A 13,853-nucleotide genomic window follows, 5' to 3' on the forward strand; every position below is an offset into this window, starting at 1 on the left:
AGCCATAACCGTTATTAAATAATTTATTGCTATATGAATGATGCATAATCACCCAGATAGCCTGAGCCGGATAAAAACGGCTATTTTAAGTCGTTCAGCACTACTTGACGAGAGTTAGCAATAATTTATTTCTGTGTTATTGCTTGTACTACATCTTCCATATGCATAAACCTTGAACCTTTTACCAGAATGGTAGCTGTCTGCTGATCCCATGCACGTAAATCATCAATTAGTTTGTTTCGATCCGTATAAAAAGCATCCGGTACACCATAAGCTTCTGCTGCAAACCGCGCTTCGTCACCAATAAAAAATGCTGCATCAATACCGCGTGCCCGTATATAAGTACCTACCTCTGCATGCAGAGCAGAAGCATTACTGCCTAGCTCACCAATAGCACCCATCACAATAATTCGTGGCGCAGGAAAAGCCGCCAGAACATCGATAGCTGCCTTAAAGGCATCCGGGTTAGCATTATAAGTGTCATCGATTACCAACGCGCCATGCACACTGCGCTTTTGTTGCAATCTGCCTTTAGCATTCTCAAATGAATTCAATCCCTGTAATGCTGCCAAGGGCAAACCGGCACCCAAAGCAAGTGCACAAGCGGCCACAGCATTATGTACCATATGCAATCCCGGAACCGGGACTTGTAAATTAACCACCCCTTGCGGGCTGCACAAATCAAAACTGATATTTAATGGCTGCAGTACAATATTGCTGGCATATACATCACCCTGTTCTGTACCAAAGCGGACACATTGCTTACCTTGCAAAGCTGAAATATAAATTTCTGACTGACCATCATCAGTAGGAACAAAACCAGTTCCATTCGCATTCAGACCCTGATAAATTTCACTTTTAGCGCGGGCAATATCAGCAACATCTGAGAAGCCACAGCCGATATGAGCACGCAGTGCGTTATTAACCAGAGCATAGTCCGGTTTGGTCAGACCAGTTAAATAACTCAGTTCTCCGGTATGATTCATACCCATTTCAATCACAGCATAGCGATGCTGCGGCTTTAACTGTAATAATGTCAGCGGTAAACCAATATGATTATTAAAATTACCGGCAGTAGCCAGAACCGCACTAGTACCTGCATGATGCCGCAAAATTGCAGCCAGCATTTCTTTTACCGTAGTTTTACCGGCTGAACCGGTAATACCAAACACCTGCAATGCCGGATTAACCTGCATTCGCCATGTCTGTGCCAGCTTTCCCAACGCTTTTTCTGTGTCTGCAACTACCAGACATTTCGCCTTATTTTGCCACTCTGAGCGACTAACAATACACAACTGTGCTCCCTGAGCGAGCACTTCATCAACAAAATCATGACCATCAAAGTGTTCACCCTGAATGGCTACAAATACATCACCAGGCTGAATCTGGCGACTATCAATAACTACCCGTGTGACCGGCTGATTATTATCAGGTAACACTTGTCCAAAAGTCTGATAAATAAAATTAAGATCTAAATTTGGCATATTATTAAGCAATTACAAAATTTTAGACTCGCTGTTGCAAAGCTGACCGTGCTATTTCAAAGTCTGAAAAATGCTGTTTCTGACCACCGATATCCTGATAGGTTTCATGACCTTTTCCTGCAATAAGAACGATATCGTCAACTGCTGCATGATTTACAGCATAATTAATCGCAGCTTTACGGTCTGCTTCTACCAGTGCCGGTTCAGCAATAGCCGGCAAAATATCATTAATAATTGCCTGAGGATTTTCTGTACGCGGATTATCGCTGGTTACGACAACATAATCCGCTCCTGCAGCGGCTGCGGCTCCCATTAATGGTCTTTTACCTGCATCACGGTCTCCGCCACAGCCAAAAACACACCACAAATGCGCTCCGTCAGGTTTAATTTCCTGCAAAGTCGATAATGCTTTTTCCAGTGCATCCGGTGTATGAGCATAATCAACCACCACTAACGGCTGATTACTTCCCATCAGACAATCCATACGTCCGGTAGCAGGCTTAATCTGCGGCCAGACAGCAATTACCTCATTAAAAGTAAAACCATTAGCACACAATACACCTATACAGGCTGCCAGATTCTGAGCATTAAACCGACCCAGTAAACGTGTATGTACTACTTCGTTTCCCCACGGCGTACGCAAATGCACCTGCATACCACTTGCTGAAGCGTGAAATTGACTAATATGAATATCTGCATCAGCATGAAAACCATAAGCCAGTACAGTTAACTGCGGACAATCACGGCATAAATCCTGCCATAACCGATAGCCGAACTCATCATCAATATTAATAATGGCGTGTTTCAGCCCCTGCCAGTAAAACAATGAAGCCTTGCAATCACCGTAACTTTGCATGCTATGATGATAATCCAGATGATCCCGGGTCAGATTGGTAAAAACAGCACTGGTAAAAGGGACACCAACGACACGGTTCTGATCCAGACCATGACTGGACACTTCCATGGCAACGGCTACAGCATTATCTTCAGCAAAATCACGTAACCATGTCTGATTAGATACCGCGTCTATAGTAGTATTGGTAGTATCTTTCAGCTGTTGCCAGTATCCATTCCCTACCGTACCCATAATGGCACATTTTTTGCCAAGAATATCGGAAGCCTGCGCCAGCCATTGTGACACTGACGTTTTACCATTAGTTCCAGTCACTCCCCAGACACTCAGCTTTCTGCCCGGATAGTCATAACAGGCAGCAGCCACCAGTCCGGCACGCTGACGTAAATCTTTTACAGCCTCATTCGCTACTTTCCAGCCGGTCTGCCATACAAACTGACCATCATCATCCCAGAAAACAAATTCTGCACCATTATCAATAGCAGCCTGTATAAAATCACGACCATCACTATACTCACCCTGACAGGCTACAAATACATCTCCGGGCTGTACCTTTCTGCTATCCACCCGCAGTGTACGGCCAGCAATCAGCCGGCTTGTTTCAGCACTTAAATGATATTCAGGCAAAATTTTTTTCAGGGAAAACATAATACTGTCGATTCAAACATTTTTATCGGGTACAAACAGACAGACAATCTGTGCAAACACACAGATTGTCTTCAGATTAATGCGTTTCAGAATGTGGCGCGGATTTTACCGGTCTGCTCGGAGAAACACCAAGCACATTCAGAGTACCAACCATTACATCATGGAATACCGGACCGGCAACCGGCCCTCCGTAATAACCGTTAGTAGTAGGATTCTGAATATTGACTGCCACAATAACACGCGGATTGTCTGCCGGTGCAAAGCCAATAAATGTAGCCATATGCTTGGAATCAGAATAGTGTCCGTCGACCAGCATTCGCGCAGTACCTGTTTTAGCGGCTACATCATACCCGTCAATTGCTCCCTGCAAACCGGTACCACCGGGCTGCGTTACAGCAATCATCATATGGCGTACTGCCTTTGCAGTCTTTGGCTGGATAATCTGCTCACCCTGCGGGGCGCTGTTCAGCTTAAGAAAACTCACTGGCAGTAGCGCACCGTCATTGGTAAAGATAGTATATGCCCGTGCCAGCTGGAGCAGACTCATCTGTATACCATAACCAAAAGACATAGTAGCCTGCTCAATCGGCCGCCAGTTATGCCAGTCACGTACTACTCCCGGTGTTTCACCCGGAAAACCGGAATGCATCCGGTGTCCGAAACCGACAGAAGTATACATGTTGTACATTTCTTCGGGCGTAAACATTGCAGAAATTTTACTTGTACCAACATTAGATGATTTCTGAATAATGCCGCCCACATCCAGATAAGGATAATTATGCGTGTCCCGTACTGTCGCCGGTCCGATTTTATACGGTAAAGTATTAAAACCGCTGCCTGGTTTGATTTTTCCGCTATCCAGCCCTTTAGCAATGGTAAACGGTTTCATCGCACTACCCGGTTCAATCATATCAGTTACCGCACGGTTACGGCGTGCATCACTATCGGTGGCACCAGGATTATTAGGGTCATATCCCGGTGAATTTACCAGAGCAAGAATTTCACCGGTTTTACCATCCAGAACCACAACTGAACCAGCTGATGCAGTGTGATACTGCATTGCTTTATTTAACGATTCATATGCAATTGACTGAATCCGCTGATCCAGAGACAGCACCATATTCGTACCATTCTGAGGAAGACGGTTACGCGGAGAATCCAGACTATCAACAATATTACCTTTATTGTCGCGCAAAACAACTTTAGCACCATCAATACCATGCAGACTGTCTTCACGCGATAATTCCAGTCCTTCCTGCCCCTTACCGTCAATATTGGTAAAACCGATAATATGGGAAAAAATCGGTCCCATCGGATAATGGCGTTTACTTTCATGCTGAAAGGCAAGACCTTTAATATTCAGTGCAGCAACCTTTTCAGCAACCTCCGGCGATAATTGCCTTTTCAGATAAATGAAGTCTTTATTACGGCTAAGGCGGCTTTTAATGGTTGCCGCCGGTACATCAATTAATGCAGATAACTGTTGAATCTGAGTATCTGTCGGCATCTGCTCCATGGCAGAGGGCACAGCATATAAAGAATCTGCGGGTGCACTGATGGCCAGTGCAGCTCCGTTGCGGTCAGTAATTGTGCCACGGGTAGCAGTAAGCGGAAGAGTACGGACAAAACGCTGATCACCCTGCTCTTTCAGAAATTCATGTTTCTCAGTCTGCAAGTAGATACCACGTCCGATTAGCATAGCAAAAGCTATAGCCAGAGCACCTAATACCAATACAATCCGCCCATTAGTGGTTACAGGCTTAGCCTGTTTTACCTCACGGGGCAGCATGCGTGGCTTATAATCGTTTTTAATTAACATAGTAGTTTGTTCCACTGCCGGAAATACTGCCTGAAGCAGTACTCCATTAATCCCTGACCCTTCACATCACTGCTTAACCAAACGCGGCGCATCCAGCATCTGCGTTTCAGCCAATGACGGCGAATGCAAATTCTGCCGGGCTGAAGCATCCTGAATCAACTGATGATTAGATAACTTTGCCTGCGCTAACTTTAAGCGACTAAAGTCTTCGTTCAAAAGACTTTCCCCTTTTTGCGCTTTATCCAGCGCAATAAAAAACTGACGCGAACGATCCTGTACTGTTACAACAGCAAAAGCTGAAGCCAGTACCAATATAAGCAAAATAATGTTGATTTTATTCATAATTAATCAATCATTAATCTTAGTTTAATAACTGCGTTCGGCTACCCGTAATACCGCTGAACGGGCACGCGGATTTACTTCAATTTCTGCCAGAGCAGGTTTTTGCGCCTTGCCTATCAGGCGCAACGGCGGCTGCTCACGTTCTGCTTCTTTAACTACTGCCCAGCGTGGTAAAGGAGCTGGCTTGCTGTGCTGCTGCATAAATCTTTTTACAATCCGGTCTTCCAGTGAATGAAATGAAATCACCGCCATCCGTCCGCCGGCAACCAGACATTCCATCACTTGCGGCAGTACCACAGTTATTTCTTCCAGTTCACGGTTAATAAAGATGCGAATGGCCTGGAAGGTACGTGTGGCCGGATCCTGTCCGCGTTCACGAGTACGGACGACCTGTGCGACGAGGCGCGCCAGCTGGCCGGTTGTGGTAATCGGGCTTTGTTCCCGCTGCGCCACAATTGTCCGTGCAATCTGGCGACTAAACCGCTCTTCACCATAATTTTTAATTACCTCGTGTATATCCTGCTCTTCTGCCACGGCCAGCCATTGGGCTGCTGACTGTCCGCGCGTAGTATCCATACGCATATCCAGCGGTGCATCAAAGCGGAAGCTGAAACCGCGACCTGCATCATCAATCTGAGGAGAGGAAATACCCAGATCAAACAAGGCGCCATTTATCCGGCTGATACCCAGCTGTTGTAACGACCGCTTTAATGCAGAAAAACCTTCATGTACAACCAGTACCCGTGCATCCTGCCTTGCCAGTTCCTGTGCTACAGCAATCGCCTGCGGATCCTTATCAAAAACAACCAGCCGCCCGTCTTTCCCGAGCTGAGACAGAATCAAACGCGAATGACCGCCACGACCAAAAGTTCCGTCAACATACACGCCGGCCGGCTGTACCTGTAAACCGGCAACTGCTTCATTCAGTAAAACGGTAACATGACCGCCATTATTTATCTGTTCACTCATAATTGCAGTTGAGTCTTACCCAACTCTGCCGCCAGCATATCTTCATCCATATCTAGTGCAGCATTATTCTGCTCTTCCCATAGCGCCCTGCCCCACACTTCAATGCGGTTGGCACGACCCACAACATAAACTTCACGCTCAAAATTCACCAGACGACGCAAATGTGCCGGTAGCAATACTCTGCCGGCACTGTCTAAATCCAAAGTATCCGCATTATGCAACAGTAAATTCTGATAGGCCTGTAATACTCTGTTGCCTGCCACAGGAAGCTGTAACAGCTGAGCTTCCACACTGCGCCATGATGACTCGGGATACAGTAACAAATGTGTGCGCTTTTCCAGTGTGGCAACCAGTACCGGAGTGAAATGACGCGCCAGCAAATCACGAAACTTGGCCGGAATCGCCAATCGTCCTTTACTGTCTATACTTAATTCATACGCGCCGCCAAACACTGTTCAGCTCCTATTCAATATAACGGGATTATCCCCCACTTCGCCACACCTTTACACACTTATTCACACTATAAGGCAATTTTGCATACAGGGTCAATGTAATCCAGTCAAATTCCGAAGCCGAATAAAAGTAATCTAAAATACAAAAATATATTTAAATCAAATCATTATTTTACTAATCATCCAATCCAGTCCCTATGTACCTTTTCAGATACTTGACCAGGGTCAACATAAGCCAAAATCAGCGTTTATAATGACCATCTTCTTTACAATTTCCACCATCTATCCTATGGATAATTTACCCACTCCTGAAAATGCCGCATTAATCAGTTCGCAGAAATTGTCTGAACTTATTCAGCAGAAAATCCGGCAGCAAAATAACTGGCTTTCTTTTGCCGACTACATGCAAATGGCACTGTATACACCTGACTATGGTTATTACACCGGCGGAGCACAAAAATTCGGTCGTGATGGCGACTTTATTACTGCACCTGTTCTGACTCCTTTGTTCGGGCAGACGCTGGCGCATCAATTAGATGCACTATTGCCACAAACAGCAGGCAATATTTATGAATTCGGTGCAGGAACCGGTCATCTGGCAGCATCTGTATTACCAGCTCTGCACAGCCAGCACTTTCAGCACTATTACATTATTGAACTTTCTGCAGAACTGGCGCAGCGTCAGAGGGAATATATTCAGACTCATGCACCTGATCAGATACATAAAGTTACACACCTGACTCAGTTGCCTGAACAGTTTGACGGTATCCTGATAGGCAACGAAGTTCTGGATGCCATGCCTGTTCCGGTCTATCGCCGTCAGGCAAATCAGATAACAGAAATGGGCGTTAGCTGGCTGAATAACCAGTTTGTCTGGCAGGATAAACCTGCTACCAGCGCAGCAATACAACAGGTCATGGAAACTTTCCCTGATACAGCAGAATCTTATCAGTCTGAGCTGCATCCGCAACAATATGCCTTTGTAGCAACACTGGCACAAAAGCTGAAACGCGGAGCAATGATATGGATTGATTATGGTTTTGACGCAGCACAGTATTATCATGTTCAGCGCCGTCAGGGTACGTTAATCGGCCACTACCGGCATCATACCGTTCATGATCCGTTCTTTTATCCCGGACTCACTGACTTAACCGCTCATGTTAATTTCACCCGTATTGCTGATGCCGGCATTGATAATCATCTGGACTTAATTGGTTATACCAATCAGTCAACATTTCTGCTTAATCTGGGTATAACCGAATTACTCGCAAAAACCGGCAAACCGGAAGAAAATGCATACATTCAGACTGCTTCGGTCTGTCATACCCTGCTGGATGCACATGAAATGGGCGAGTTATTTAAAGTCATCGCGTTTGGAAAAGATATTGATGCAGACTGGCAGGGATTCATGTATGGGGATTTGTGTCACAAATTATAAATAATTTAAATTACAAATAAGTTTTATTTGTAAGTAAATAATAATTAATTATGTTTATCAAACAAGATATTATTATATGATGAACTTGATGAAATATTTGCTGATAGCAGGCTGTATTTGCCTGTCAGATATCATTCAGAGAACTGGATAAGAAGTAATAAATCAATAAAAATAATCTGAATATTGTTTTTATACATTACTTACTGCACCCAATCAGGAATCAGATAATCAAAAGGAACAATCAATGTCATTATTATTATCTCCTATAACCATTGGTAATTTAAATCTGAAAAACCGAGTAGTTATGGCACCAATGTGCATGTATGAAGTAAAAAAGGAAGACGGTATCGTTACACCTTTTCATTTTGCACATTATGGCGCACGTGCCATTGCCAATGTCGGTCTGATTATTATAGAAGCCACTGCCGTACAGCCGGACGGACGGATTACCAAACACGATTTAGGTTTATGGGATGATAGTCAGACAGAAAAATTCTCTCAGCTGGTTGATTCACTACATTATCTGAACAGCAAAGTAGGTGTGCAGCTGGCACATGCCGGACGCAAAGCTTCAGATGCATTGCAGCCGGTTGCACCCAGTGCTATTCCTTTTAATAGCAGCTCGAAAACGCCAAAAGCATTGAGTAAACCGGAAATCACACAAATCAAAGAAGATTTTATTGCTGCAGCCAGACGAGCCCGGCAAGCCGGTGTGGATGTAATTGAAATCCATGCTGCACATGGTTATCTAATCAGTGAATTTCTTTCACCGCTGAGCAACCAGCGTACCGATGAATATGGCGGTTCTTTAGTGAATCGTTATCGTCTGCTGCACGAAATTACTCTCGAAATGCGTGCAGTATTTTCCGGTTCATTATGGGTACGCATGTCTTTATCCGACTATGATAAAACCGGTCAGCAAAACAGTATTGCAGACTGGCAGGAAATATGTCAGTGGCTAGAACGTGACGGCATAGATGTTATCGATGTTTCCACTGGCGGTGTTATGGATTATGCTCCGGATATCCCTGTGCATGGCGGTTATCAGACACCTTTTGCGACTGCCATGAAGCAAGTAGTCAATATTCCGGTAGCAACCGTTGGCCTGCTGGACAGCCCTGATCTGGCTGAATATATTTTACAAACCGGTCAGGCAGATTTGATTATGGAAGGAAGGGTGTTATTACGTAATACCAACTGGTTAACCGAAGCAGCCCAGCTGCTGCATGATCATAATTATCAGCCTTTTAATAACTCTTATCAGCGCGGACTAATTAAATAAAAATTTTTATTAGCCGGCAAACAAACAGGCCAGACTTTCACGTCCGGCCTGTGTTCATTAGTCAATATTATTCCGTCTCTGTTGCCACCTGCACTAATTGCGGCTGCAGGCAGGCCAGATATTCTGGCTGCATCTGTACCAGAAATCCACGCTTACCCCCATTAATATAAATCAATGGCAAAGAATAAATACTTTTTTCAACATACACCGGTAATCCGGCCTTGTTGCCAAAAGGACTGGTTCCACCAACCAGATAACCAGTCCATTTATTAGCCTGCTGCGGGCTGGCTGGTTCTATATGCTTCATACCCAGCTCACGTGCCAGCTGACGGGTAGATATATGCCGGTCGCCATGCATCAGCACAATCAGACCTTGCTTATGCTCATTTTGCAGCACAATGGTTTTAATCACTGCATGCTCGTCTACGCCAAGCGCTAATGCTGACTGTGCTGTTCCGCCATGCTCAACATAAGCATACTCACGCGGTTCAAACGGTATCTGGTGAGCACGCAAAAAACGGATAGCAGGAGTAACCGGAAATTTACTTTTACTCATCAATTATTCTCATCAACTCAGGCAAAGATAACGGATTATTATTTTACTACTTAGTGAAAAATGATGGTTATCATATAGCGATATCTCGATAAATTCAGAAGATAGTATTGATATAAAAAGGCATTGCTTATATTCTTTTGCTGTCTGTTTTTTCTTTTCAGGCCAGTATTGCTCGGCCACAAAATAAATTCTTGCATTAACAGATAACATTGTAGTTCAGGCTATTTTCACAAGAACCAGTATATGGGTATTGAATTTTATGAGTATTAAATTTTACGAGAGCGGTAACCGCCTGGCAGAAGCCACCATTGTTAACGGCCTGATATTTCTTGCCGGACAAGTTCCGACTAATGAAGATGCCGACATCACAGCGCAAACTGCCAATGTTCTGGCACAGATAGATACTATTCTGGAAGCATGTGGCAGTGACAAGCAACATATTTGTGAAGCAGTAATTTACCTGAGCAATATGCAGGAATATGAAGGCATGAATCAGGCATGGGATAGCTGGGTTACACCGGGAAGAGCGCCGGCACGAGCCTGTATACAGGCTGCGCTGGCTAACCCTGACTGGAAAGTAGAAATCAAACTAACAGCTGTACAAAAAGAAATCCTTTAAAGCACTGAACCCGCGTTAAACGCGGGTTCAGTAATTGCTGATTCAGCACAGCTTAGCTGCGATAATCAGCATTAATCGTCACATACTCTCTGGATAAATCACAGGTGTAAATCTTTGCCCGTGCTTCCGCACGTGCCAGATCAATGGTTACTGTAATTTCATTCTGTGCCATTACCTGCTGACCAGCCTCTTCTGTATAGCTGGCAGCCCGGCCTCCATTTTCTGCCACCAGCACTTCACCCAGATATACCTTAATTGCTGCCACATCCAAATCAGCAATACCTGCATAACCGATTGCGCACAAAATACGCCCCAGATTCGGGTCACTGGCATAAAAAGCTGTTTTTACCAATGGTGAACGGGCAACAGCATAGCCTACCTGTCTGGCCTCTGCTTCAGTCAGAGCATTGCGTACATCAATAGTAATAAACTTGGTTGCGCCCTCACCGTCACGTACAATCGCCTGTGCCAGTTCCAGTGCCAGATCAGCCAGTACAGTTTTGACGGCTAAGTAATCTTTTCCGGCTACTGACTCTATCCGCCCCAGCTGAGACTTACCTGTGGCTACCACCACAAAACTGTCATTGGTAGAAGTATCTCCGTCAACAGTAATCGCATTAAAAGATGTAGCCGCCACTTCAGCTACCATTTGCTGCAACAATGGCTGAGCTATAGCCGCATCAGTAAACACAAATCCGAGCATAGTAGCCATATTCGGATGAATCATGCCGGAACCTTTGGCAATACCGGTGAAACGTACTTTATGCCCGTCAATATAAACCGTACGGCTGGCCATTTTAGGAACAGTATCCGTAGTCATAATGGCAGCAGCAGCCCGTGGCCAGTGTACAACTTTCACTTTCGGCAAAGCAGCCACAATTTTATCTACCGGCAAGGGTTCGAGAATCACACCGGTAGAAAACGGTAAAACCTCTGATGCACTGCAACCAATCTGCTGTGCAACCTTGTCACATATCAACTGCGCATCATCCAGCCCTTGTTTGCCTGTACCGGCATTGGCATTACCTGTATTGATTACCAGTGCACGCACTCCGGCGTCTGTAGCCAGATGCTGTTTAGCAATCTGTACCGGTGCAGCACAAAAACGGTTTTGGGTAAATACAGCGCCGATACTGTTTATCCCGTTAAGCACAATAAGCGTTAAATCATCGTGTTCCGGTTTTTTGATTCCGGCCTGTCCGACAAATACCTGCACGCCGTCAATGGCTAAAATCTGCTCATCACCAGGCACGGACAAATTAACTGCCATTACTATTCTCCTTTAATCAATATATCAGCTTATTTTTTCAGCAATAGAAAGTGCTCATCATTATTCTGGCTGAAATTTGCGTTTAGTCAGCACGCGCCAGATAAACATCACATAACCGGACAAACTATAGAGCAGGAAAAAGGCAAACAGTACTACTGATGGTTCCCATGTCACTACCAGTAAGCCAATAACAGCCAGAATCATTACAAAAAAAGGTACTTTACGATAAGCATTGATTTCCTTGAATGACCAGAAAGGTATCTGAACCACCATGGATAAACCGCCAAACAGAGTAATAATCAGGCACAGCCAGTCTACATGAGGTAAACCCTGAAAAGTATGGCTTACCCAGATTAAGCCGATTACCAGTGCAGCTGCCGTCGGGCTGGGAATTCCGATAAACCATTTCTTACTGACTTTACCAATCAGAGTATTGAACAATGCCAGCCGCAAGGCCGCACAGGCACAATAAATAAATGCTACCGAGTAACCGATTTTACCAAAATGAAATAACTGCCATTTATACGCAATCAAGGCAGGTGCCACCCCGAAACTTACCATATCCGCCAGACTGTCGAGCTGTTCACCAAAAGCACTCTGACTGTTAGTCAGACGGGCAACCCGCCCGTCCATACCGTCCAGCAGCATAGAAATAAATACCGCAATCGCTGCAACTTCATAATGACCATGCATCGACTGAGTAATGGCATAAAAAGCGGCAAACAGTGCTGCCAGCGTAAATGCATTAGGCAGCAAATAAATACTGTTATCACGCAGCCGGCGGCGCCGGTTCGGACGATGGGGGCGATTTGGTTTAATTACATCATTTTTTTCTTGAGTCATATTCAGCTAAATCCTCAACAGGCAATATTAATACTCATCCTGTTTATTATGTTGTGCATTTTTCATACCTGCCATTTCTATCATAGCTGTACGTAAATCATCCAGTCCGCTGCCATCCTGTACCGATATATAAACAGCCTGCGGACGACCATGTATATCACGCACAATCCCCTGCATTCTTTGTTCAGCAGGCAATTTATCAATTTTATTATAAATTATCAGCTGCGGTATGTTTTCTGCATCAATTTCCTGTAATACCGTATTTACAGCATCTATTTGCCGCTCAAATTCCGGATGGGTAATATCCACCACATGCAGCAGCACATCAGCCAGCGCAGTTTCCTCCAGTGTCGCCGCAAAAGCAGCTACCAGTCCGTGCGGTAAATCGCGAATAAAACCCACAGTATCGGATAATAAAACACTGGTCTGGTCATTCAGATACAAACGGCGCACTGTATTATCCAGGGTGGCAAACAGCTGGTCTTCTGCCATGACCTGAGCTTTGGTTAAACGGTTAAACAGGCTGGATTTGCCTACATTGGTATAGCCCACCAGCGCAAAGGCCGGCAGTGTACCCTGATACCGGCTTTTACGCTGAGTTGCCCGCTGCCGGCGCACCTGCTGCAATTGCTGGCGCAGACGGGTAATTTTCTGCCTGATCAGACGGCGGTCAGTTTCCAGACGTGTCTCACCCGGGCCGCGTAAACCAATACCGCCTCTCTGGCTCTGCAAATGACTATAACCACGCACCAGCCGGCTGGATAAATGAACCAGCTGAGCCAGCTCCACCTGCAAGCGCCCCTCCTGACTTTGTGCACGCCGGGCAAAGATAGCGAGAATCAGGCCAACCCGATCCAATACCCTGCACTGGAGCAGCCTTTCAAGATTACGCTCCTGCGTAGGCGTCAGCGCATGGTTAAAGACCACCAGATCAATTCCGGCTTCAGCTACTGTTTGTGCCAGTTCTTCTGCTTTGCCTTTACCCACAAACAATGCACTGTCCGGCTGAAGACGTTTACACGGAACAACTTCCACTAAATCTGCTCCGGTAGCACGTACCAGCTCCTCAGCTTCAGCCAGTGCCGACTCAAACAATACTGTCCGGCGCTCGGCAGCAACCGGAAAATCCTTATCCAGCAATACCCCTACCAGCAGCACCCGTTCTGGCTGCTGCTCAGATAAATTGGTCTTATCGAATCTGCTCATCATTTACCGGTTTGAACGACAACAGGCTGCCTGACCTTACAAAGGACAAACAGCCTGTATAACAATTAATAG

General features: G+C 45.2%; 13 protein-coding genes. 3 read left to right on the forward strand and 10 right to left on the reverse strand.

What is annotated here, in order from left to right:
* Window positions 1-125: 125 nt before the first annotated feature.
* The 6 genes from H3V01_RS06740 to mraZ form a co-directional block, all read right to left on the reverse strand.
* Window positions 126-1,484, reverse strand: coding sequence for a UDP-N-acetylmuramoyl-tripeptide--D-alanyl-D-alanine ligase (locus H3V01_RS06740; RefSeq protein WP_198186322.1), 1,359 nt, complete (start codon window positions 1,482-1,484; stop codon window positions 126-128).
* Window positions 1,485-1,506: 22 nt separating this feature from the next.
* On the reverse strand, window positions 1,507-2,985 hold the full coding sequence (locus tag H3V01_RS06745; protein WP_198186323.1) for a UDP-N-acetylmuramoyl-L-alanyl-D-glutamate--2,6-diaminopimelate ligase: 1,479 nt from the start codon (window positions 2,983-2,985) through the stop codon (window positions 1,507-1,509).
* 76 nt (window positions 2,986-3,061) lie between these two features.
* On the reverse strand, window positions 3,062-4,804 hold the full coding sequence (locus tag H3V01_RS06750) for a peptidoglycan D,D-transpeptidase FtsI family protein (protein WP_198186324.1): 1,743 nt from the start codon (window positions 4,802-4,804) through the stop codon (window positions 3,062-3,064).
* Between the two features lie 66 nt (window positions 4,805-4,870).
* Window positions 4,871-5,146, reverse strand: a complete 276-nt coding sequence (gene ftsL / locus H3V01_RS06755) for a cell division protein FtsL (protein WP_084552075.1) — start codon at window positions 5,144-5,146, stop codon at window positions 4,871-4,873.
* A 24-nt stretch (window positions 5,147-5,170) separates the two neighbouring features.
* Window positions 5,171-6,115: a 16S rRNA (cytosine(1402)-N(4))-methyltransferase RsmH gene (gene rsmH, locus H3V01_RS06760; RefSeq protein ID WP_198186325.1), complete on the reverse strand. Its 945-nt coding sequence runs from the start codon at window positions 6,113-6,115 to the stop codon at window positions 5,171-5,173.
* The gene (mraZ, locus tag H3V01_RS06765) at window positions 6,112-6,567 is read right to left on the reverse strand and encodes a division/cell wall cluster transcriptional repressor MraZ (protein ID WP_025331245.1); all 456 of its coding nucleotides are present in this window, start codon (window positions 6,565-6,567) and stop codon (window positions 6,112-6,114) included. Before mraZ ends, rsmH begins: the two co-directional genes overlap by 4 nt.
* 253 nt (window positions 6,568-6,820) lie before the next feature.
* Here mraZ and H3V01_RS06770 point away from each other — a divergent pair, with 253 nt between their 5' ends.
* Together H3V01_RS06770 and H3V01_RS06775 are read left to right on the forward strand one after the other, a co-directional pair.
* Window positions 6,821-8,005: a class I SAM-dependent methyltransferase gene (locus tag H3V01_RS06770; protein ID WP_370570117.1), complete on the forward strand. Its 1,185-nt coding sequence runs from the start codon at window positions 6,821-6,823 to the stop codon at window positions 8,003-8,005.
* Between the two features lie 244 nt (window positions 8,006-8,249).
* Window positions 8,250-9,287: an NADH:flavin oxidoreductase/NADH oxidase gene (locus tag H3V01_RS06775; RefSeq protein WP_174832080.1), complete on the forward strand. Its 1,038-nt coding sequence runs from the start codon at window positions 8,250-8,252 to the stop codon at window positions 9,285-9,287.
* A gap of 67 nt (window positions 9,288-9,354) precedes the next feature.
* On the opposite strand, the gene ybaK is transcribed toward H3V01_RS06775, so the two are convergent.
* A complete protein-coding gene (gene ybaK, locus H3V01_RS06780; protein WP_198186326.1) occupies window positions 9,355-9,843 on the reverse strand; it encodes a Cys-tRNA(Pro) deacylase in 489 nt (162 codons plus the stop codon).
* Between the two features lie 259 nt (window positions 9,844-10,102).
* On the opposite strand from ybaK, the gene H3V01_RS06785 reads away from it, so the two are divergent.
* Window positions 10,103-10,462, forward strand: a complete 360-nt coding sequence (locus tag H3V01_RS06785; protein WP_110414466.1) for a RidA family protein — start codon at window positions 10,103-10,105, stop codon at window positions 10,460-10,462.
* A gap of 52 nt (window positions 10,463-10,514) precedes the next feature.
* Here H3V01_RS06785 and argJ read toward each other — a convergent pair whose 3' ends face one another.
* The 3 genes from argJ to hflX are packed head-to-tail and all read right to left on the reverse strand — an operon-like array spanning window position 10,515 to window position 13,781.
* Window positions 10,515-11,732 (reverse strand): bifunctional glutamate N-acetyltransferase/amino-acid acetyltransferase ArgJ, encoded by a 1,218-nt coding sequence (gene argJ, locus H3V01_RS06790; protein ID WP_084587133.1) that lies wholly within the window; start codon window positions 11,730-11,732, stop codon window positions 10,515-10,517.
* A gap of 60 nt (window positions 11,733-11,792) precedes the next feature.
* A complete protein-coding gene (gene pssA, locus H3V01_RS06795; RefSeq protein WP_041878862.1) occupies window positions 11,793-12,575 on the reverse strand; it encodes a CDP-diacylglycerol--serine O-phosphatidyltransferase in 783 nt (260 codons plus the stop codon).
* 27 nt (window positions 12,576-12,602) lie between these two features.
* Complete coding sequence (gene hflX / locus H3V01_RS06800) at window positions 12,603-13,781, reverse strand: GTPase HflX (protein ID WP_198186327.1); 1,179 nt, start codon at window positions 13,779-13,781, stop codon at window positions 12,603-12,605.
* Window positions 13,782-13,853: the final 72 nt, after the last annotated feature.

The organism is Snodgrassella sp. M0351, from assembly GCF_016100575.1.
GTDB classification, from domain to species: Bacteria; Pseudomonadota; Gammaproteobacteria; order Burkholderiales; family Neisseriaceae; genus Snodgrassella; species Snodgrassella alvi.

Bases quoted from the DNA above. Each gene is read 5' to 3' on its own strand.
- hflX (WP_198186327.1), bottom strand. From the start codon at position 13,781: ATGAGCAGATTCGATAAGACCAATTTATCTGAGCAGCAGCCAGAACGG.
- H3V01_RS06745 (WP_198186323.1), bottom strand. From the start codon at position 2,985: ATGTTTTCCCTGAAAAAAATTTTGCCTGAATATCATTTAAGTGCTGAA.
- argJ (WP_084587133.1), bottom strand. From the start codon at position 11,732: ATGGCAGTTAATTTGTCCGTGCCTGGTGATGAGCAGATTTTAGCCATT.
- ybaK (WP_198186326.1), bottom strand. From the start codon at position 9,843: ATGAGTAAAAGTAAATTTCCGGTTACTCCTGCTATCCGTTTTTTGCGT.
- H3V01_RS06785 (WP_110414466.1), top strand. From the start codon at position 10,103: ATGAGTATTAAATTTTACGAGAGCGGTAACCGCCTGGCAGAAGCCACC.
- ftsL (WP_084552075.1), bottom strand. From the start codon at position 5,146: ATGAATAAAATCAACATTATTTTGCTTATATTGGTACTGGCTTCAGCT.
- rsmH (WP_198186325.1), bottom strand. From the start codon at position 6,115: ATGAGTGAACAGATAAATAATGGCGGTCATGTTACCGTTTTACTGAAT.
- H3V01_RS06770 (WP_370570117.1), top strand. From the start codon at position 6,821: ATGACCATCTTCTTTACAATTTCCACCATCTATCCTATGGATAATTTA.
- H3V01_RS06750 (WP_198186324.1), bottom strand. From the start codon at position 4,804: ATGTTAATTAAAAACGATTATAAGCCACGCATGCTGCCCCGTGAGGTA.
- pssA (WP_041878862.1), bottom strand. From the start codon at position 12,575: ATGACTCAAGAAAAAAATGATGTAATTAAACCAAATCGCCCCCATCGT.
- H3V01_RS06775 (WP_174832080.1), top strand. From the start codon at position 8,250: ATGTCATTATTATTATCTCCTATAACCATTGGTAATTTAAATCTGAAA.
- H3V01_RS06740 (WP_198186322.1), bottom strand. From the start codon at position 1,484: ATGCCAAATTTAGATCTTAATTTTATTTATCAGACTTTTGGACAAGTG.